The 18,959-nt window shown below is 66.9% G+C and carries 21 protein-coding genes; 15 read left to right on the top strand and 6 right to left on the bottom strand.

What is annotated here, in order from left to right; genetic code table 11:
* Nucleotides 1-2 precede the first annotated feature (2 nt).
* Entirely contained in the window at nt 3-428 is a 426-nt protein-coding gene (locus ARADN35_RS0120315; protein WP_010465469.1) for an acyl-CoA thioesterase, read from the top strand.
* A gap of 79 nt (nt 429-507) precedes the next feature.
* Here the strand turns inward: ARADN35_RS0120315 and ARADN35_RS0120310 are convergent, their stop codons facing one another.
* Nucleotides 508-1,080 (bottom strand): peroxidase-related enzyme, encoded by a 573-nt coding sequence (locus ARADN35_RS0120310; RefSeq protein WP_010465468.1) that lies wholly within the window; start codon nt 1,078-1,080, stop codon nt 508-510.
* A gap of 178 nt (nt 1,081-1,258) precedes the next feature.
* On the bottom strand, nt 1,259-2,086 hold the full coding sequence (locus ARADN35_RS0120305) for an IclR family transcriptional regulator (protein ID WP_029414234.1): 828 nt from the start codon (nt 2,084-2,086) through the stop codon (nt 1,259-1,261).
* A gap of 146 nt (nt 2,087-2,232) precedes the next feature.
* Between ARADN35_RS0120305 and ARADN35_RS0120300 the strand changes: the two genes are divergently transcribed.
* The 9 genes from ARADN35_RS0120300 (at nt 2,233) to ARADN35_RS0120260 (ending at nt 11,120) form a co-directional block, all read left to right on the top strand.
* Complete coding sequence (locus tag ARADN35_RS0120300) at nt 2,233-3,228, top strand: Bug family tripartite tricarboxylate transporter substrate binding protein (protein WP_010465464.1); 996 nt, start codon at nt 2,233-2,235, stop codon at nt 3,226-3,228.
* Nucleotides 3,229-3,279: 51 nt separating this feature from the next.
* On the top strand, nt 3,280-4,218 hold the full coding sequence (locus ARADN35_RS0120295; RefSeq protein ID WP_010465462.1) for an amidohydrolase family protein: 939 nt from the start codon (nt 3,280-3,282) through the stop codon (nt 4,216-4,218).
* 20 nt (nt 4,219-4,238) lie between these two features.
* Nucleotides 4,239-5,258, top strand: coding sequence for a Bug family tripartite tricarboxylate transporter substrate binding protein (locus ARADN35_RS0120290; RefSeq protein ID WP_010465461.1), 1,020 nt, complete (start codon nt 4,239-4,241; stop codon nt 5,256-5,258).
* Between the two features lie 66 nt (nt 5,259-5,324).
* Nucleotides 5,325-6,011 (top strand): RraA family protein, encoded by a 687-nt coding sequence (locus tag ARADN35_RS0120285; protein WP_010465459.1) that lies wholly within the window; start codon nt 5,325-5,327, stop codon nt 6,009-6,011.
* Nucleotides 6,008-6,949, top strand: a complete 942-nt coding sequence (locus ARADN35_RS0120280; protein ID WP_010465457.1) for an NAD(P)-dependent oxidoreductase — start codon at nt 6,008-6,010, stop codon at nt 6,947-6,949. The genes ARADN35_RS0120285 and ARADN35_RS0120280 overlap by 4 nt, the downstream gene beginning before the upstream one ends.
* Nucleotides 6,950-7,103: 154 nt before the next feature.
* Nucleotides 7,104-8,105 (top strand): Bug family tripartite tricarboxylate transporter substrate binding protein, encoded by a 1,002-nt coding sequence (locus tag ARADN35_RS0120275; RefSeq protein ID WP_029414232.1) that lies wholly within the window; start codon nt 7,104-7,106, stop codon nt 8,103-8,105.
* Nucleotides 8,106-8,147: 42 nt separating this feature from the next.
* Nucleotides 8,148-9,104: a Bug family tripartite tricarboxylate transporter substrate binding protein gene (locus tag ARADN35_RS0120270; protein WP_010465453.1), complete on the top strand. Its 957-nt coding sequence runs from the start codon at nt 8,148-8,150 to the stop codon at nt 9,102-9,104.
* Nucleotides 9,105-9,275: 171 nt separating this feature from the next.
* Nucleotides 9,276-10,178: an amidohydrolase family protein gene (locus ARADN35_RS0120265; RefSeq protein WP_010465451.1), complete on the top strand. Its 903-nt coding sequence runs from the start codon at nt 9,276-9,278 to the stop codon at nt 10,176-10,178.
* An 18-nt stretch (nt 10,179-10,196) separates the two neighbouring features.
* The gene (locus tag ARADN35_RS0120260; RefSeq protein WP_010465450.1) at nt 10,197-11,120 is read left to right on the top strand and encodes an SMP-30/gluconolactonase/LRE family protein; all 924 of its coding nucleotides are present in this window, start codon (nt 10,197-10,199) and stop codon (nt 11,118-11,120) included.
* Between the two features lie 61 nt (nt 11,121-11,181).
* Here the strand turns inward: ARADN35_RS0120260 and ARADN35_RS0120255 are convergent, their stop codons facing one another.
* Nucleotides 11,182-12,306 (bottom strand): NADH:flavin oxidoreductase/NADH oxidase, encoded by a 1,125-nt coding sequence (locus tag ARADN35_RS0120255; protein WP_010465448.1) that lies wholly within the window; start codon nt 12,304-12,306, stop codon nt 11,182-11,184.
* 134 nt (nt 12,307-12,440) lie between these two features.
* Here ARADN35_RS0120255 and ARADN35_RS0120250 point away from each other — a divergent pair, with 134 nt between their 5' ends.
* The 3 genes from ARADN35_RS0120250 (at nt 12,441) to ARADN35_RS0120240 (ending at nt 16,188) form a co-directional block, all read left to right on the top strand.
* The gene (locus ARADN35_RS0120250; protein WP_029414231.1) at nt 12,441-13,382 is read left to right on the top strand and encodes a LysR family transcriptional regulator; all 942 of its coding nucleotides are present in this window, start codon (nt 12,441-12,443) and stop codon (nt 13,380-13,382) included.
* A 93-nt stretch (nt 13,383-13,475) separates the two neighbouring features.
* The gene (gene katG / locus ARADN35_RS0120245) at nt 13,476-15,671 is read left to right on the top strand and encodes a catalase/peroxidase HPI (protein WP_010465443.1); all 2,196 of its coding nucleotides are present in this window, start codon (nt 13,476-13,478) and stop codon (nt 15,669-15,671) included.
* 124 nt (nt 15,672-15,795) lie between these two features.
* Nucleotides 15,796-16,188 (top strand): carboxymuconolactone decarboxylase family protein, encoded by a 393-nt coding sequence (locus ARADN35_RS0120240; protein WP_010465441.1) that lies wholly within the window; start codon nt 15,796-15,798, stop codon nt 16,186-16,188.
* A 15-nt stretch (nt 16,189-16,203) separates the two neighbouring features.
* On the opposite strand, the gene ARADN35_RS0120235 is transcribed toward ARADN35_RS0120240, so the two are convergent.
* Nucleotides 16,204-16,749, bottom strand: a complete 546-nt coding sequence (locus tag ARADN35_RS0120235) for a PAS and helix-turn-helix domain-containing protein (RefSeq protein WP_010465438.1) — start codon at nt 16,747-16,749, stop codon at nt 16,204-16,206.
* Between the two features lie 76 nt (nt 16,750-16,825).
* Between ARADN35_RS0120235 and ARADN35_RS0120230 the strand changes: the two genes are divergently transcribed.
* Nucleotides 16,826-17,533 (top strand): CoA transferase subunit A, encoded by a 708-nt coding sequence (locus tag ARADN35_RS0120230; protein WP_010465436.1) that lies wholly within the window; start codon nt 16,826-16,828, stop codon nt 17,531-17,533.
* 2 nt (nt 17,534-17,535) lie between these two features.
* Nucleotides 17,536-18,174 (top strand): 3-oxoacid CoA-transferase subunit B, encoded by a 639-nt coding sequence (locus ARADN35_RS0120225; protein WP_010465434.1) that lies wholly within the window; start codon nt 17,536-17,538, stop codon nt 18,172-18,174.
* Between the two features lie 124 nt (nt 18,175-18,298).
* On the opposite strand, the gene ARADN35_RS0120220 is transcribed toward ARADN35_RS0120225, so the two are convergent.
* Both ARADN35_RS0120220 and ARADN35_RS0120215 read right to left on the bottom strand, forming a co-directional pair.
* Complete coding sequence (locus tag ARADN35_RS0120220; RefSeq protein WP_010465432.1) at nt 18,299-18,592, bottom strand: hypothetical protein; 294 nt, start codon at nt 18,590-18,592, stop codon at nt 18,299-18,301.
* Between the two features lie 51 nt (nt 18,593-18,643).
* A complete protein-coding gene (locus ARADN35_RS0120215) occupies nt 18,644-18,937 on the bottom strand; it encodes a hypothetical protein (RefSeq protein ID WP_010465430.1) in 294 nt (97 codons plus the stop codon).
* Nucleotides 18,938-18,959: the final 22 nt, after the last annotated feature.

Below are 18,959 nucleotides of genomic sequence, written 5' to 3'. Positions count from 1 at the left end.
CGATGAAGCTTGAAATTCCCGAAATCAAGAAGCTGGTCTTTGAGATGCGGTTCCCCGTGCGCTGGGGCGACATGGACGCCATGGGCCATGTCAACAACACGGTGTACTTCCGCTACCTGGAAACCGCGCGCATCGACTGGATGGTGTCGGTGGGCTGCAACCCCGACCCGCGCGGACAGGGGCCGGTCATCGTCAATGCGTTCTGCAATTTCTACAAGCAGCTCGAATACCCGGCCGACGTGTTGCTCAAGCTTTACGTGAGCGACCCGGGCCGCACCACGTTCGAGACCTGGGGCACGATGGAGCGGGTGGACCAGCCGGGCGTCATCTGCGCTGCGGGCGGGGCCACCACCATCTGGGTGGACTTTCCGCAGCAGAAAGCAGCGCCCTTGCCGGACTGGATGCGGGCGCTTGTCACTGCAGACTGAATTTGAAAGAAATAGGGCTCTAGCGCTCATTGGATAAGCGCTATTAGCTATCAAATATGTAGTAAATGCGCCAGGGCACTTACTTCTGCTTGGGCACCCGTCCCATCAAGTAGAACTCTGGGTTGGGCAACATGCCCGCAAAGCTGGCCATGCGGTTGCTCAGGCCAAAGAACGCGGTGATGGCCGCGATGTCCCAGATGTCCTCATCGTCGAACCCGTGCGGGTGCAGGGCCTCGAAGTCAGCGTCCTCGATCTCGTGCGAGCGCTGGCAGACTTTCATCGCAAAGTCGAGCATGGCGCGCTCGCGCGGGCTGATGTCGGCCTTGCGGTAGTTGACCGCCACCTGGTCGGCGATGAGCGGCTTCTTCTCGTAGATGCGCAGGATGGCACCGTGGGCCACCACGCAGTACAGGCACTGGTTGGCGGCGCTGGTGGTGGTGACGATCATCTCGCGCTCGCCCTTGGTCAGGCTGCCTTCTTCCTTGAGCATGAGTGCATCGTGGTACGCAAAGAAGGCGCGCCACTCGGCCGGGCGGCGCGCGAACGCCAGGAACACGTTGGGGATGAAGCCGGCCTTTTCCTGCACTTCCACGATGCGTGCGCGGATGTCGTCGGGCAGGGTGTTCAGGTCGGGGAAGGGATAGCGGCTCACGAAGGTCTCCTTGGCTGTGTTGTGTTGTGTCGTGGATGCCAGTATCCGCGATGCATGCGTCGCGCTGTGCGCATGAAACTGGCGCCGCCCCGCCAGTGCACCCGTGGATCCGGCTTTGCCGGTCCATCGGGTGCGTCCCCCTTAGGGGGAAGACGCCGCCAGGCGGCTCAGGGGGAGCTCAAGGATGCCAGTGCGTGGCCCGTACCGGGCTTTGCGCGGGCGCTGCCGTGTTGCCCGCCAGCGCATACGACAGCTGCGTGGCCGCGGCGATCACCGTCTGGGCCAGCGCTTCGAGCTTTTCAGCGGGCAGGCGTGAGGCGGGGCCTGAAATGCACACGGACCCCATCAGGCGCCAGTGCATGCCGAACACCGGCGCCGACACCGTGGCCACGCCTTGTTCGCGTTCGCCGATGGACCAGTGGTAGCCCTTCTTGCGGATGTCCTCATAGGCCTTGCCCGGCTCGCCCGAGAACGCCAGGATCACGCGGCCCGGCGAGCCTTTGTCCAGCGGCAGCCCCTCGCCCATGCGGGCGTGGTGGCGCAGAGCCTGCGGCCCCTCCACGCGCACCAGGCAGGTCCGCACCTGGCCTTCGCGCACGTAGAAGGCCGCGCTTTCGCCGGTGGCGTGGGTCAGCTCGCGCAGCGCGGGTTCCAGCACGTTCTGCACGTCAAAGCCCGCCTGGTAGCGCGCGCCCAGCCAGCCCGCGGCGGGCCCCAGGCGCCAGTCGCCGTCTTCGCGCTGCACCATGAAGCCCGACTGCGCCAGCGTGCGCGCCAGGCGCAGCACCGTGGTCTTGTGCAGGCCGCAGCGGCGGCTCAACTCGGCCAGCGGCAGGCTGGATTCGCCCAGGGCAAAGGCTTCGAGCACCTGCAGAGCGCGCGTGACGGCGATCACGCCGCCGGCAGCATCGGGCTGCGGGGCGGTGGCTGATGCGGGTGCTGACACGGAGGGTTCGGTCGTTGGTAGTGGCGCGGGGACCGGGGGCTTGCGGGGTTTGTTGCTCATGGCGCTATACGTTTCACTGTGTGCAACTGCATTGTATGGGTTGAAACGTCTGCGTAAAGTCGCGGCCACGGCGCCGGGCCAGAACACGTATCACAACAAAGGCCCTGCAGACCGGCGTGACGAACCACCACAACGGAGACAAATTCATGACCGCCTTCACTTCGCTTTCGCGCTTCCTGTGCGCTGCCTTCCTGGGCTTTGCGGCCGCAGTTGCACCCACCGGGGCCGCTCTGGCGCAGACCGCTTACCCCAGCAAACCCATCCGCCTGATCGTCCCGTTCCCACCCGGTGGCGGCACCGACATGATCGCGCGCACCGTGGCGCAAAAGCTCACTGACCAGAACAAGTGGAACGTGATCGTGGACAACCGCCCCGGCGCAGGCGGCAATCTGGGTGTGGATGCGGCCGCCAAGTCCGCTCCTGACGGCTACACGCTGGTCATGGGCCAGACCAGCAACCTGGCCATCAACCCCACGCTGTACCCCAAGCTGCCCTACGACCCCATCAAGGACCTGGTGCCCGTGGCGCTGGTGTCGTCGTCGCCCATCGTGATCGCCGCGCCGGCCAATTCGCCGTACAAGACCTTTGCCGACGTGGTGGCTGCATCCAAGGGCAAGCCTGACGCGCTCACCCTGGGCTACTCGGGCAACGGCACGGTGGCCCACCTGGCCGGCGAGCTGGCCGAGAACGCGGCGGGCATCAAGCTGCGCCACATCCCCTACAAGGGCGCGGCCCAGGCCATGACCGACCTGGTGGGCGGGCAGATCGATCTGTACATGTCCTCCGTGCCCACGCTGCTGGGCCAGGTGCGCAACGGCAAGCTCAAGGTGCTGGCCATCACGTCGGCCAAGCGCTCGTCGCAATTGCCGGATGTGCCCACGCTGGCCGAGTCGGGCTACAAGGGCTTCGAGGCCGTGACCTGGTTCGGCATTCTGGCGCCCGCCGGCACGCCCGCGCCCATCGTGGCGCAGCTGAATAAGGCCATCAACCAGGCACTGCAGCACGCCGAAGTGGCCGACAAGCTGCGCTCCGAAGGCGGCGACATCCTGGGCGGCTCGGCCGATCAGTTCGGCCAGCTGCTGCGCACCGAAGTGCCGCGCTGGGGCAAGATCGTCAAGGACTCGGGCGCAAGCCTGGACTGACCGACAGCGCCGCCACAGCGACCGCTTCACTCCCCTCAAAGAGTCCGCGCCATGCACCGCGACAGCCTTGTCACGCCTGTGCGTACCGCCCATGCGGTGCGGTTTTCAGCCGGTACTGCCGTGCCGCGCACCGTGGCGCCGGCCGGCGCCTGCGACTGCCATGTGCATGTGTACGACAGCCGCTTTCCGGCTGCGCCGCAGGCCAAACTTCTGCCGCCCGATGCGTCGGCGCTGGACTATGCCGTGTTGCAGCAGCGCATCGGCACCACGCGGGTGGTGCTGGTCACGCCATCGACCTACGGCACCGACAACCGCCCGATGCTCGAAGGCCTGGCCGCACTGGGCGCCATGGGCGTGCAAGCCCGTGGCGTGGCGGTGATCGACGGCACCGAGAGCGATGGCGAGCTGCTGCGCCTGCAGGCCGCCGGCGTGCGCGGCGTGCGGCTGAACCTGTCGCTGGGCGTGTCGGGCACGGCAGATTCACTGCTGCCGCTGGCCCGCCGCATCGCGCCGCTGGGCTGGCACCTGCAACTGCTGATGGCGGCCGATGTGCTGGTCGCACAGGCCGACGTGCTGCACCAGTTGCCCGTGCCGGTGGTGTTCGACCACTTCGGCCGCATCGCTCCCGCGCAGGCGGGGCGGCACCCTGCCCATGCGCTGCTGCTGGCGCTGCTGCAGGGCGGGCAGGCGTGGATCAAGCTGTCGGGCGGCTACATCGTGAGCGAGCAGCACTCGGTGGAAGACCCCGCGCTCGACGCCCTGGCCGCCAGCTACCTGCGCTGCGCGCCCCACCGCGTGGTGTGGGGCAGCGACTGGCCGCATGCCACCGCATCGGCCGGCGTGCAGCCCCTGCCCGACGACGCCCGCCAGGTGGACCGGCTGGCCGACTGGGCGCGCGATACAGGCGACAGCGCCACGCTGCAGCGCGTGCTGGCGGACAACCCGGCCGCGCTCTACGGCTTCGCGCCAACCATTTCTTCATTGCCTTGACGACACCGGGAGACCTGCCCATGACCGAATCCGCAACACACACTCAATCTGCCGGCCTGCCGCGCCGCAGCGTGCTCGCCGCCAGCGGTGCCGCGCTGCTGGCCCCCTGGCTGTCGGCCCCTGCATTGGCCCAGGCCGACTGGCCTGCCGGCCGCGTCATCACCTGGGTGGTGCCGTACCCCCCGGGCGGCAGCACCGACGTGCTGGGCCGCAATGTGGCGCAGCGCATCGGCGCGGCGCTGTCCACCAACGTGATCGTGGACAACAAGGCAGGTGCCACCGGCACCATCGGCGCGGCCTTTGTTGCCAAGGCGGCGCCCGACGGCTACACGCTGCTGGGCACCTCCATCGGGCCGCAGGCGATCGCGCCGCACCTGATGGGCAAGCTGCCGTACGACCACATCACGGCCTTCGAGCCCGTGGTCATCATCGGCACCATTCCGCACATTTTGGTGGTGGGTGCAGACCAGCCGTTCAAGACGGTGGCCGACCTGCTGGCCGCTGCCAAGGCCCAGCCGGGCAAGCTCGCCTTCGCCTCGGGCGGCAACGGCACCATCTTGCAGATGCAGGGCGAGCTGCTGCAGCAGCAGACCGGCGCGCGCTTCATCCACGTGCCCTACAAGGGCGACACCCCGGCGCTGCAGGACACGCTGGCCGAGCAGGTGCAGTTCATGTTCGCGCCGGCCGCCGCCGCGCTGCCCCATGTGCAGGCGGGCAAGCTGCGCGCGCTGGCCGTCACGTCGGCCCAGCGCCTGAAGTCCCTGCCGGCCGTGCCCACGATGGCCGAGGTCGGCATGAAGGACTTCGTGGTGGAGCAGTGGCAGGCCGTGTTCGCGCCCGCCAAGACACCCACGGCTGTGGTGCAGCTCCTGAACCAGGAAATCAACAAGGCCCTGAAGGACCCCGCCTTGGTGGCCCTGGCCGACAAGCTGGGCGTGACGCTGGTCGGCGGCACGCCCCAGCAGCTGGGTGACCTGCAAAAGGCCGACTCCGCCAAGTGGGCCAAGGTCATCAAGGACGGAAACATAAAAGCTGAGTGAGACGGCCTTTGCAGCCGGCATCCCCTGCACCCATTTCTTCTTCATTCTTCAAACGGACAGAACACCATGAGCCAACTCCCCGACATCATTCGTGACATCGAGCGCGTGAGCGCCGACGTCGTGAGCAAAGCCGCGACCTTCCAGGCCGCGATCCTGGCCGACGTGGCGGGCCGCCGCGGCACGATGCACGGCCGCGTGGCGCCGGTGCACCAGAGCATGAAGGTCGCAGGCCCGGCCTTCACCGTGGAAGTGCGCCCCGGCGACAACCTCATGATCCACGCCGCCATTGCGCTGGCCCAGCCGGGCGACGTGCTGGTGATCGACGGCAAGGGCGACCTGACCGCCGCGCTGATGGGCACGCTGATGCTCAGCGCCTGCAAGAAGCGTGGCCTGGCGGGCGTGATCGTGGACGCCGCCATCCGCGACAAGCTGGAGATCCTGGAGCTGGACTTCCCCGTATTCAGCGCAGGCTTCAACCCCGCCGGGCCCACCAAGTACGTGCCCGGCCGCATCAACCACCCTATCTCTGCCGGCGGCGCGACCGTGAACCCAGGCGACCTGGTGGTGGGCGATGCCGACGGCGTGGTCGTGATCGAGCGCGCCAAGGCCCCCGGCATGATGGCCCTGGCCGACAAGAAGGTGGCCGACGAGGCCGCCCGCATCGAGGCCATCGCCCGTGGCGACACGGCCTCGAAGTGGTTGCCCGCCGCGCTGCGTGCGGCTGGTGTCCTGGCGGAAGGGGAATCGCTGTGAGCACCAACCCCACCATCATCGTCACGGGCGCTGACCTGGCGCAGCAGGCGCTCGGCCTGCTCACCGGCTACGACATCGTCTACGCCGGCAAGACGCCGACCGAAGAAGACATGGTCGCCTTGGCCAAGCAACATGACCCCGTGGCCATCATCGTGCGCTACGGCAAGGTGGGCCCAGCCGTGATGGACGCGGCGCCTTCGCTCAAGGTGATCTCCAAGCACGGCAGCGGCACCGACACCATCGACAAGGTGGCGGCCCAGGCGCGCGGCATCGAGGTGGTGGCTGCCGTGGGGGCCAATGCCGCAGCCGTGGCCGAGCAGGCGCTGGCGCTTCTGCTGGCCTGCGCCAAGTCCGTGGTACAGCTGGATGCACGCATGCATGCCGGCCACTGGGACAAGGCCACGCACAAGAGCCTGGAGCTGGGCGGCCGCACGGTGGGCCTGGTGGGCCTGGGCGCCATCGGCCTGCGCTTTGCCAAGATGGCCGACGCGTTGGGCATGCGCGTGATCGGCTTCGACCCGTTTGCCAAGAATCTGCCGGACTATGTGCAGAGCGTGAGCCTGGAGACCATCTGGCGCGAGGCGGATGCCGTGTCCTTGCACTGCCCGCTGACCGACGAGAACCGCGGCATGCTGAACGCCGCCACGCTCGCACAGTGCAAGCGCGGCGTGATCGTGGTCAACACCGCCCGCGGCGGCCTGATCGACGAAGCCGCATTGCTCGCAGCCGTGCGCTCGGGCCAGGTGATGGCGGCGGGCCTGGACAGTTTTGCGGTGGAGCCCATGGTGGCCGGCCACCCGTTCCAGGGCGAGAAGAACTTCATCCTCAGCCCGCACATTGGCGGCGTGACGAGCGACGCCTACGTGAACATGGGCGTGGGCGCTGCCCAGAACCTGCTCGCCGTGCTGGCCCGCGCGCCGGCCGCCGCGGCGGCATGAGCCGGCGCTGGCCCTGCCGCAGCAGGGCCGGCCGCAGAGTGAACCGTAGCAGGCAGACCCCGGGCCGGGCAGGGCACACCAGCGTTGTGTGTCCGCACCGGATGGCGCCACAACCGGCGGCTGCCGCACCGCAGCCATGACAGGAGACACTTCCATGCACAGGAATTTTGATAAAAAAATGCGTCTACCGCTCGTCCATCAAGCGCTAGAAGCTACGTTTTTTATAGCGTCTGGCGCTTGCTTCGCACAGGCTAGCGACTACCCCGCCAAGCCCGTGAAGCTGGTGGTGGGCTTTGCCGCCGGCGGCCCCACCGACGTGGTGGCCCGCGCATTCGCAGACCAAGCGAGCCGCGCGCTGGGCCAGCCCTTCATCATCGACAACAAGCCCGGCGCCAACACCATCCTGGCCGCGCAGGCCGTGGCCAGTGCGCCGGCCGACGGCTACACGCTGCTGTTCGGCGCCACCAACCACACCATGATCCCGGGGCTGTACAGCAACCGGGTCAAGTTCGATGCGGTGAAGTCCTTCAAGCCGCTGTGCACGGTGGCCACGAGCCCGACGGTGCTGGTGGTGGGCCCCGGCATGCCGGTCAAATCGCTGGCCGACTACATGGCCCGTGCCCGCAAGGAGCCGGGCGTGACCACGGCCGGTACTGCCGGCGTGGGCAGCTCGGGCCACTTTGCCACCGAGATGTTCGCGCGGGCCAATGGCCTCAAGCTCAACCACGTGCCGTACAAGGGCGCGGCGCCGGTGGTCACGGACCTGATGGGCGGCCAGCTCGACAGCTCGTTCGCCACGCTGGGCTCGGTGCTGCCGCAGATCAAAAGCGGCAAGCTCACGGCCCTGGCTGTGGCGTCGCCCAAGCGCTCGTCGCTGCTGCCCGACGTGGCCACCTTCGCTGAAGCCGGCGGCGGCAAGTATTCGGCCGATGCCTGGTACGGCGTGCTGGCGCCCGCCGGTGTGCCCGACGCCGTGGTGCAGAAGCTCGAACGCGCGGCCGTGGACTTTGCGAAGAGCGCCACCGCGGTGGACAAGCTGCGCGGCCTGGGGCTGGATGCGGACTCGAGCTGCGGCACTGCGTTTGCGGCGCAGGTGGAACGCGAAGTCGCCACCTATACCCAGATCGCCAAGGACCTGGATCTGAAGGCAGAGTGACCGAACTACGACTGAACAACGATTGATGACCGGAGACAAGATATGTTGCGTTTTCTCAAACCCCTGATCGCCGCCTGCGCCCTGGCCACGGGCCTGGCCCATGCTGCGTTCCCTGAGCGCCCGATCACCATCGTCGTGCCGTACGCCCCGGGCGGCGCCGCCGACGCCGTGGCCCGCGTGCTGGCCACGCGCCTGGGCGCCAAGCTGGGCACCAGTGTGATCGTGGACAACAAGGCCGGCGCCAGCGGCACCATCGGCGCCAGCTACGTGGCCAAGGCCAATGCGGATGGCTATACGGTGCTGTACGACGCCACGCCGTACTCCATCAACCCGCACCTGTTTCCCAAGATGCCGTATGCCGCCAACGCGCTGCAGCCGCTGTCGCTGGTGCTGCTGGCGCCCAATGTGCTCATCGTGAAGGCGGACTCGCCGCTCAAGAACATCAACGACCTGGTCGCCAAGGCCAAGGCGGCGCCGGGCAAGCTCAACTTCGCCTCGGGCGGCAGCGGTACGGTGCAGCGGCTGGCGGCCGAGCTGATGCGCCAGCAGCTGAACCTGGACATGGTGCACGTGCCGTACAAGAGCGGCGGCCCGGCCATCACCGACGTGATCGCAGGGCAGGTGGACTTCATGTTCGGCACCGTGGCTGCCACCTACCCGCACGTGTCCGGCGGCAAACTGCGCGCGCTGGCCGTGTCGGCACCCGAACGGTCCAAGCGCCTGCCGGATGTGCCCACGGTGGCCGAGACGGTGATCCCCGGCTACGAGGCCTATGAGTGGAACGGCCTGTTCCTGCCCGTCGGCACGCCCGAGCCCATCGCCGCCAAGCTGCGCGAGGCCGTGCAGGAGGTGATGAAGGAAGACGAGTTCAAGCAGCGCCTGGCCGACATGGGCGCGCAGCCTGTAGGCTCCACGCCCGCCGAGTTCGCGGCCTTTCTCAAGAAGGAAGACGCGAAATGGGGCGAGGTGGTGCGCAAGGGCAACATCAAGCTGGACTGAAATGAAGTACACCCCCCTGAGGCCCTGCGGGCCTTCCCCCCGCTCTCGCGGCGCTGTGCGCCGCGGGCAGGGGGACGCCGCCAGCGCGGCGGGACGGCCCTTGCGCGGCGGCTGCTGGCCCGGGCTGCGCGAGGTGAAAAGGCTGGCGCGGTGAATGGGCGACGGCACGCGATGAATCTTCCTGAACTCACCGAGCCCGTGCCGCATTCGGCGGGCCTCCACCGACCGTCGCGCGTGCTGCCCGCGCTGGCGTGCGACAGCCACATGCACATCTTCGATGCGCGCTTTGCACCGTCGCCGCACTGGCCACGCACGCCGCCCGATGCGCCCGTGGCCGCCTACCGGCAGCTGCAGCAGCGCCTGGGCACGTCGCGCACCGTGGTGGTCACGCCGTCCACCTACGGCACCGACAATGCCTGCACGCTGCATGCGCTGGACCAGCTGGGCGACAGCGCCTGCGGCGTGGCGGTGGTGGATGCGGCGGTGGACGGCGCCGAACTCACCCGCCTGGCAGCACACCGCGTGCGCGGGCTTCGGGTGAACTTCGTCTCGCCGCAGTCCTGGGGTACGACCACGCCGGCCATGCTGTCCACCCTGGCGGACAAGGTCGCGCGCCATGCGGACTGCGGCGGCTGGCACATCCAGGTGTTCGCGCACCCGGAGCAGATCGTGGCGCTCGCACCCGTTCTCCGGGCCTTGCCCGTGCCGCTGGTCATCGACCACCTGGGCCGCATCGACCCGGTGCAGGGCCCGTCTGCCGAGGCTTATCGCGTGCTGCGCGGGCTGCTGGACGGTGGCAACACATGGGTCAAGCTCTCGGGCGCCTACATGCGCTCCACCGTGCAGGGCCCGAGCTACGCCGACACGCTGCCGCTGGGACGCGCCCTGGTGCAAGCCGCGCCCGAGCGCCTGGTGTGGGGCAGCGACTGGCCGCACACCACCGAGGCACCGGGTTCGGTGAACGATGCTGACCTGGTGGATTTGCTGCGCGCCTGGGCGGGCAGCGACGCCGCGATGGACCGCGTGCTGGTCGACAACCCGGCGCGGCTGTATGGTTTTGCCACCGCGTCCTGAACAAGAAAGACCTTCTCCATGTTTTTGCTGCAGCCTCCCCAGGTCCGTGACCTGGATGTGTTCACCTCCATGCCCGACCACTTTCGCCGCCGCGAGCGCAGTGCCTGGGCCGATGCCAACCGGGGCGGCGCCGTCACCGATTCGTTCCTCGAAGGCCCGGTGTTCGACGGTGCGGGCCACCTGTACGTGACCGACATCCCCTGGGGCCGCATCTTTCGCATCAGCCCTGAGGGCGAATGGACACTGGTGGCCGAGTACGACGGCGAGCCCAACGGCATGAAGTTCCTGGATGCAGGCACGCTGCTGATCACCGACTACAAGAACGGCCTCATGCGGCTGGATATGGCCTCCGGCAAGGTCACGCCGTACCTGGAGCGCCGCAACAGCGAGCGCTTCAAGGGCGTGAACGACCTCATCTTTGACGCCGAAGGCAACCTGTACTTCACCGACCAGGGGCAGAGCGGCCTGCACGACCCGAGCGGCCGCCTGTACCGCCTGCGCCCGAACGGCCAGCTCGACCAATTGCTGGCCAACGTGCCCAGCCCCAATGGCGTGGCGCTCTCGCCCGACGGCCGCGTGCTGTACCTGGCCGTCACGCGCGGCAATTGCGTCTGGCGCGTGCCGCTGCTGCCCGATGGCAGCGTGGCCAAGGTGGGGCAGTTCTTCACGTCCTACGGTCCGAGCGGCCCCGACGGGCTGGCCGTGGATGCGCAGGGCCGCCTGCTGGTGGCCAACCCTGGCCTGGGTTATGTCTGGGTGCTCAACCACCGCGCCGAGCCCGAGCTGGTGCTGCGCGGGCCGGCCGGGGCGTCGACCACCAACCTCGCCTTTGGCGGCGAGGGCGGTCGCACGGTCTACGTCACCGACTCGACCCACGGCCAGGTGCTGCGCGCGCAGCTGGATGCGCCGGGTCTGCCGCTGCACCGCCTGACCGAGCGCTGAGGGGGGGCGGCACAGGGCGGCCGGGACGGCGGTAGGGAAGGGTACGTGCCGTTCTTGCGGGCTATTGCGCTGCAGCCACCTTGGCCGCGCCCCGGTAGCGCGACAGCCAGTGGGCATACGGCGCGGGCAGCGTAGTCCATTCGGGCTTGGGCTCGCCGAGCACCTGGGCCAGGTGGTAGGTGTAGTGCGGGTTGGCCAGGTGGGCGCGGCCGATCATCACCAGGTCCATCTGGCCGTCGGCCACTGCGCGCTCGGCGACCTGCGGATCATCGATGCCCCAGGACGAGGCCACCGGCAGGCCGGCTTGGCTGCGCACACGTTGGGCTATCGGGGCCAGGAAGGCGGGCGTGGCCCAGGGGATCTGCGTCTCTGCGATCACGAAATTGGCGCTCACGTTGACCATGTCCAGGCCGCGCTCGCGCATCTGGCGCACCAGCTCGATGGACTCGCCCACGGTTTCCTCATCGCGGCCGTCGTATTCGATGACGCCAAAGCGTGCCGTGAGCGGCAGGTGCGCGGGCCAGACCTTGCGCACCGCTTCCACCGTTTCCAGCAGAAAGCGCGCGCGGTTGTCGAAGCTGCCGCCGTACTGGTCGGTGCGTTGGTTGCTGTGGGGCGAGAAGAAGCTTTGCGCCAGGTAGCCGTGGGCAAAGTGCAGTTCCAGCCATTCAAAGCCTGCTGCTAGCGCGCGGTGGGCGGCGGCGACGAAGTCGGCCTGCACCCGGGCGATGTCCTCCAGCGTCATGGCCTTGGGCACGCGGGGCAGGCCGCCGCCATAGGCAATGGCGGACGGGGCGATGGGTTGCCAGGCACGCGGATCGCTTTCGGGAATGTGGTCGTCGCCTTCCCACGGGCGCTGGGCGCTGGCCTTGCGGCCGGCGTGGCCGATCTGAATGCCGGGCACGGCGCCAGCAGCCTTGATGTTGGCGGCGATGCGGGCCAGGCCTTCGACCTGCTGGTCGTTCCACAGGCCGGTGCAGGCCGGGGTGATGCGGCCTTCGGGCGACACGCCGGTGGCCTCGACGATCACGAGACCTGCGCCGCCACGGGCAAGGCCGGCGTAGTGCGTCTGGTGCCATTCATTGGTCAGGCCGTCGGTGGCGCTGTACTGGCACATCGGCGGGATCGCGATGCGGTTGCGCAGGGTGACGCTTTGGAGCTGGAACGGGGTGAACAGGGCAGACATGCAGCTTTCTTTCTTGTGGGAGGCTGAAAAGGGGGGTGAAGCGGGAGGGCCAAAACAAGTCATGGCCACACACGGTGAGGATGGTGGGTACGATGCAGCCATAAACCAAATCGATATTTCTTATTCTTGAAATCATGGCAATCGATATCAGGGCCATGGACCTGAACCTGCTCAAGGCGCTGGATGCCTTGCTCGACGAGCGCAGCGTGACCCGCGCCGCCCGGCGCCTGTCGCTCACCCAGCCCGCGGTCAGTGGCATGCTGACCCGTCTGCGCGAAAGCTTCGACGACCCGCTTTTCGTGCGCACCCAGCGCGGCATCACGCCCACGCTGCGCGCGCAGGAGCTGGCCGCGCCGGTCAAGGAGCTGCTGGGCGGGATCGAGTCGCTGCTGCAGCCCCAGGCCTTCGACCCTGCCACGGCGCAGATGACCGTGCACCTGGCATCCACCGACTACGCGCTGCAGGCGGTGGTGGTGCCGTTTCTTGCCAAGCTGCGGCGCCGCGCGCCAGGCGTGCGTGTGGCCGTGGTGCCTGCCCAGCACCTGCCGGTGTACGAGCGGCTGGAGCGCGGCGATATCGACCTGGCCCTGATCAGCCCGGAGAACACGGCGCCCGACTTGTACGCCCGCCACCTGTTCGACGAGCGCTATGTCTGCGTGATGCGCGAAGGGCATCCGGATGCACAGGGTGACGTCCTGTCGCTCGACCGTTTCTGTGCGCTGGACCATGCACTCATCTCGTACACCGGCGGCAGCTTCTACGGCGTGACGGACGAGGCGCTGGCGCGCCTGGGGCGGTCACGCCGGGTGGCGCTGTCGATCACCAGTTTTCTGGTGCTGCCGCAGATTCTGCGCACCAGCGATTTGATCGCGGTCGTGCCGCAGCGGGTGGTGGCCGATGCGCCGGGGCTGGTCGTCATGGAGCCGCCGGTGGCCATACCGGGATTCGTGAAAACTGCCGCCTGGCACGAACGCACCCACCGCTCCGCGGGGCATCGCTGGGTGCGCTCCGTGCTGTTCGATACCTGTGGTTGCGGGGAGCCTGAAGCTCCGTTGAAGCTCGCCAGTTTTCAATAAAAACTATCGTCTTGATGAATATGATTGCCTTTTCAATGGAGTGTACATTTTTTAGGATCGGAGCCGTTCATCAGCCATAACAAGGAGTGACCCATGACGACAGACGCAAAGTGCCCCTTCGATCACACCCAGGCCGCCGCGCCCAAGGGCCGTGGCAACGCCGACTGGTGGCCCAACCAGCTCAACCTGCGCCCCCTGAACCAGAGCTCGCCCCTGGTGGACCCCATGGGTGACGGCTTCAACTACGCCGAAGAGTTCAAGAGCCTGGACCTGGCCGCTGTGAAAGCTGACCTGCACGCGCTGATGACCGACTCGCAGGACTGGTGGCCGGCCGACTTCGGCCACTATGGTCCGCTCTTCGTTCGCATGGCCTGGCACAGCGCCGGCACTTACCGCCTTGCTGATGGCCGCGGCGGTGCCGGGGCAGGGCAGCAGCGTTTTGCGCCCCTGAACAGCTGGCCCGACAACGCCAACCTGGACAAGGCCCGCCGCCTGCTGTGGCCCATCAAGCAGAAATACGGCCGCAAGATCTCGTGGGCCGACCTGTTGATCCTGACCGGCAACGTCGCGCTCGAATCCATGGGCTTCAAGACCTTCGGCTTTGCCGGCGGCCGCCCCGACGTGTGGGAACCCGATGAAAACGTGTATTGGGGCGCAGAGAGCACTTGGCTGGGCGGCGACAAGCGCTACAGCGGCGAGCGCGACCTGGCCAAGCCCCTGGCTGCCGTGCAGATGGGCCTGATCTACGTGAACCCCGAAGGCCCGAACGGCAACCCTGACCCCCTGGCCGCAGCGCGCGACATCCGCGACACGTTTGCCCGCATGGCCATGGATGACGAAGAAACCGTGGCACTGATCGCCGGTGGCCACACCTTCGGCAAGACGCACGGCGCAGGCGACGCGGCCCTGGTGGGCCTGGAGCCCGAAGGCGGTGGCATCGAGGACCAGGGCTTCGGCTGGATCAGCAAGCACGGCAGCGGCTTTGGCGGCGACACCATCACCAGCGGCCTGGAAGTCACCTGGACCACCACACCCACGAAGTGGAGCAACAACTTCTTCGAGAACCTGTTCGGCTTTGAATGGGAGCTGACCAAGAGCCCGGCCGGCGCGCACCAGTGGACGGCCAAGGGCGCGGCGGCGACCATTCCCCACGCCCACGACCCTGCCAAGAAGCTGGTGCCCACCATGCTGACCACCGATTTGTCGCTGCGCTTCGATCCGGCCTACGAGAAGATCTCGCGCCGCTTCCTCGACAACCCCGACCAGTTCGCCGACGCGTTTGCCCGTGCCTGGTTCAAGCTGACCCACCGCGACATGGGCCCCCGTTCGCGCTATCTGGGCGCAGACGTGCCGGCCGAGGTGCTGGTGTGGCAAGACCCGGTGCCGGATGTGGACCATGCGTTGGTCGACGCGCAGGATGTCGCGGCGCTGAAGGCTCAGGTGCTTGCATCGGGCCTGTCGATCGCCGAGCTGGTGTCCACCGCCTGGGCTTCAGCCTCCACCTTCCGGGGTGGCGACAAGCGCGGCGGCGCCAACGGTGCCCGCATCCGCCTGGCGCCGCAAAAGGACTGGGAGGTGAACCAGCCCGCGCAGCTGGCCAAGGTGCTGGGCCAGCTCGAAGCGACCCAACAGGCCTTCAATGCTGCGCAATCCGGCGGTAAGAAGATCTCGCTGGCCGACCTGATCGTGCTGGCTGGTGGCGCAGCCGTGGAGGCCGCAGCCAGGAAGGCCGGGCAGGACGTGACGGTACCGTTCACGCCAGGCCGCACTGATGCCTCGCAAGAGCAAACCGATGTGCCCTCTTTCGAGGTCATGGAGCCTGCGGCCGATGGTTTCCGCAACTACGTGAAGCCAGGCCTGGAAGGCGCCGTGTCCGAGTTGTTGATCGACCGTGCCAACCAGCTCACGCTGACCGGGCCGGAGATGACGGTGCTCGTCGGCGGCCTGCGCGTGCTGGGGGCGAACGTGGCGTCGTCCGCCGCGCACGGTGTGTTCACGCAGCGCCCGCAGACCCTGAGCAACGACTTCTTCGTGAACCTGCTGGACATGCGCACCAAGTGGCAGAAGTCTGCCTCGGCCCCCGGCGTGCTGGAAGGCGTGGACCGCAGCGGCGGCACCCCGAAGTGGACGGGCACGGTGGCCGACCTGGTGTTCGGCTCCAGCTCGCAACTGCGCGCCCTGGCCGAGGTGTATGGCAGCAGCGATGCGCAGGCGGTGTTCGTGCAGGACTTTGTGCGCGCCTGGGCCAAGGTCATGAACCTTGATCGTTTCGATCTCGCGGCTGCATAAGCCAACGGCGGAGCCATTGACCGCGCCACTTGCCTGCCCCACGTGGGGGACGGCAAGTGGCGTTGTGCTTTTTGCCCAGGCGCTGCGGCTAACATGGCGGCCCCAACCGTATTGGAGAGCCCGCATGACGCAACCCCCATCCACCAAGGACTTCGACAAAGGCCTGGCCACGCGCAAGCAGGTCATGGGCGAGGACTTCGTGGCCAATGCCTTTGGCAACGCCACGGAATTCACCCAGCCGATTCAGGAGTTCATCACCCGCAATGCCTGGGGCGATGTGTGGCAGCGTCCGGGGCTCGACCTGAAGACACGCAGCCTGATCACCGTGGCTTTCTTGACCGCTTTGGGCAAGCAACACGAGCTCAAGGGCCATGTGCGCGGCGCACTCAACAACGGCGCCACCGCGCAAGAAATCCAGGAAGTGCTGCTGCACGCCAGCATCTACTGCGGCTTGCCCACGGCCGTGGAGGCGTTCCGTACAGCGGCTGAGGTGATCGACGGGCCCAAGAAGGGCTGAACCCAGTCGCGGCCTTCAGCCCCCCGCGAGCAGTTTGTGCACCAGGTCCGCTGCGGTGGATGCGTTGTACTTGCGCATGAGGCGGGCACGGTAGATCTCCACCGTGCGGTGGCTGATCTCCAGCGCCCGGCCGATCTCCTTGGAGGTCAAGCCCTCCAGCAAGCGTGCGGCCACCTCGCGCTCGCGGCCCGTCAGCTCGGCCTTGACGGGGCGCTGCGAACTGAGGTCTTCAAAGCTCCAGATGCCCGATTCATGGGGAGCGTCGCGATTGAGCGCACGGCCTGACACATGGCACCAGAACACCTCGCCGTTGGCGCGTTTCATGATGCGGTTGTCGGCGTAGTGGCCCTTGGCGTTCAGGATGGGTTCCATGTGCGCGCCCAGGCGTTCGTATTCGTCGGCGCTTGGGTACAGTACCTGGAACGACTGACCAATGAGCACCTCGCGCGAAGCGCCGAACATCTCGCAGACCTGGCGGTTGCAATCGACCATGGTGCGATTGCGTGACAGCACCAGGCCCACGGGGGCCATGTCAAAAGCGAGTCGGTAATCAACGTCCATAGTGCAAGTCTTTACGGAATACTACTTAATCGGGTACGTAGTATCGTAGCGCATCCAAATTCACAAGGAGATCGTGGTGAACAAGTTATTCCCCTCCGCAGCCGAAGCCTTGAAGGGCGTGGTTGCAGACGGCCAACTCATGGCCGTGGGTGGCTTCGGTTTGTGTGGCATTCCAGAAGCGCTGATCGACGCTTTGCGCGACTCCGGCGCCAAGAACCTCACCGTGATCTCCAACAACGCAGGTGTGGATGGCTTCGGCCTGGGCAAACTGCTGGAGACCCGACAAATCAAAAAGATGATTTCGTCCTACGTGGGCGAGAACAAAGAGTTCGAGCGCCAGTACCTGGCGGGCGAACTGGAGTTGGAGTTCACGCCCCAGGGCACACTGGCCGAGAAGCTGCGTGCTGGCGGCGCTGGCATCCCGGCTTTCTTTACCAAGACGGGTGTAGGCACCATCGTGGCCGATGGCAAGGAACTGCGCGAATTTGACGGCGAAACCTATGTGATGGAGCGCTCGCTGGTGCCCGAGGTCTCGCTCATCAAGGCCGACGTGGCCGACAAGTCCGGCAACCTGCGTTTCAACCTCACAGCGCGCAACTTCAACCCTGCGGCTGCCACTGCCGGCAAGGTCTGCATTGTGGAAGTGGAGCGCATTGTGGAAGTTGGCGAGCTTGCCCCAGACGACGTCCATCTGCCCGGCATCTATGTGCACCGCATCGTGCTCAATGCCAACCCCGAAAAGCGCATCGAAAAACGCACGATCACCGAGAAAGCAGGAGCCTGAACATGCCGTGGACCCAAGACCAGATGGCCGCCCGCGCGGCGCAAGAACTCGAAGACGGTTTCTATGTGAACCTGGGCATCGGCATCCCCACGCTGGTGGCCAATTTCACCGGTGACAAGGAAGTGTGGCTGCAGTCCGAGAACGGCATGCTGGGCATTGGCCCGTTCCCCACCGAAGACAAGGTGGACCCGGATCTCATCAACGCTGGCAAGCAGACCGTGACCACGATCAAGGGCTCGTCGATCTTCGGCAGCGACCAGTCGTTTGCCATGATCCGCGGCGGCAAGATCAACCTGTCGATCCTGGGCGCCATGCAGGTCAGCGAAAAGGGCGACCTGGCCAACTGGATGATCCCCGGCAAGATGGTCAAGGGCATGGGCGGCGCGATGGACCTGGTGGCCGGCGTCAAGCGCGTCATCGTGCTCATGGAGCATGTGGCGAAGAAGAAGGACGGCACCGAAGACTTGAAGATCCTGCCGCAGTGCACCTTGCCCCTCACGGGCGTGGGCGTGGTCGACCGCATCATCACCGATCTGGCCGTGCTGGACGTGACGCCCGAAGGCCTCAAGCTCATCGAGCTGGCCCCTGGCGTGACGTTTGAAACGCTGCAGGCCAAGACCGGCGTGACCGTGCTGCAGTGATCGGTGTGCTGCCGTGCCCTTCACGGGCGCGCGGCGAACAAGACAAAAAGGCCGGGGCCCCGCGAGGGGCCCCGGCCTTTTGCATGGAGGCTGCAGTGCGGTCTGCAGCCTCGCGTTGCGCGTGTTACAGAACGCCGATCTCGCCTGAAGGGATCTGGCCGGTGCGCACGGCTTCGGCGGCAGCGGCACGCACGGCGGCGCGGTCGGCCTTCGACTGGTAGGTCGCTACGCGGGAACCGGCAGGCTCCATGCTGTGTGTGCGGGCCTCCACAGCGGCTTCGGCAGCCACTTCAGCGCGGGTGCGGTTGGTCTCGAACTTCAGGGCGAACTGTGAGTTGTCGGCTTCATCGGCGTAGGCACCAAAGGAGGCGAAAGCGGCAACGGCGGCGATGGACAGGAAACGTGCGGTGTTGTTCATGGTGACTCTCCGATCAAATGGGGTAGGGGGCTTGGTGCGGGGCGGTGCGGATTACAGGTAGCTTGCTTCGCCCGACGAGATCTTGCCGGTGCGCAGGGCTTCGGCAGCCTGGGCACGCACCGCGGCGCGGTCTGCCGTCGATTGGTAAGTCACCACGCGGGAACCAGCGGGTTCCATGCTGTGCGTGCGGGCCGTCACTGAGGCCTCGGCAGCGACTTCGGCGCGTGTGCGGTTGGTCTCGAACTTCAGGGCGAATTGCGAGCCATCGGCCTCTTCGGCGTGGGCGCCGAACGATGCAAAAGCAGCAACAGCGGCGATGGAGAGGAAGCGTGCAGTCGTGTTCATGATGAAAATCCTTGGAAGATCA

This window comes from Acidovorax radicis N35 (assembly GCF_000204195.1).
Taxonomy (GTDB): domain Bacteria; phylum Pseudomonadota; class Gammaproteobacteria; order Burkholderiales; family Burkholderiaceae_C; genus Acidovorax; species Acidovorax radicis.
Note: the sequence above shows the minus strand (reverse complement) of the source record. Positions and strands in the feature narration are given on the sequence as shown.